The 387-nt window shown below is 41.3% G+C and carries 1 protein-coding gene; it reads right to left on the bottom strand.

Translation table 11 applies throughout. The features are described from left to right. Window positions 1–387, bottom strand: a 387-nt coding sequence (locus ON09_RS23895) for an ankyrin repeat domain-containing protein (RefSeq protein ID WP_010603598.1), incomplete at both ends; no start/stop codon positions are given.

Genomic DNA, 387 nt, shown 5'->3' with positions numbered 1-387 from the left:
CTAATTTCTGACTTGCTTCAGTTAGCATTTGTTGTCCGGTTTCATTGCCTTGCAAAGCTGCGTAATCTAATGCCGATTGCCCTCTATGATCTACCATATTTACATCTGCACCTTCTTTTATCAATAAATCAAGCACATCGTTTCTGCCAAACATTGCTGCGAACATCAATGCGGTGCCTCCGTTACCATGTTGCAGGTTTAAGTCTGCACCTTTATCAATCAGTATTTTTGCAATATCATGGTAACCTTTAAAAGCAGCACCCATCAAGGCTGTATTTCCACCTTGGTCTGCAGCATTAATATCTGCACCGGCATCTATTAAAAGTTTTACTGCTTGAGGTTGATTGTTGTAGCCCGCGATAATCAAAGCGGTATAGGTGTGTACGT

Source organism: Pedobacter agri PB92 (assembly GCF_000258495.1).
Lineage (GTDB): Bacteria > Bacteroidota > Bacteroidia > Sphingobacteriales > Sphingobacteriaceae > Pedobacter > Pedobacter agri.
Note: the sequence above shows the minus strand (reverse complement) of the source record. Positions and strands in the feature narration are given on the sequence as shown.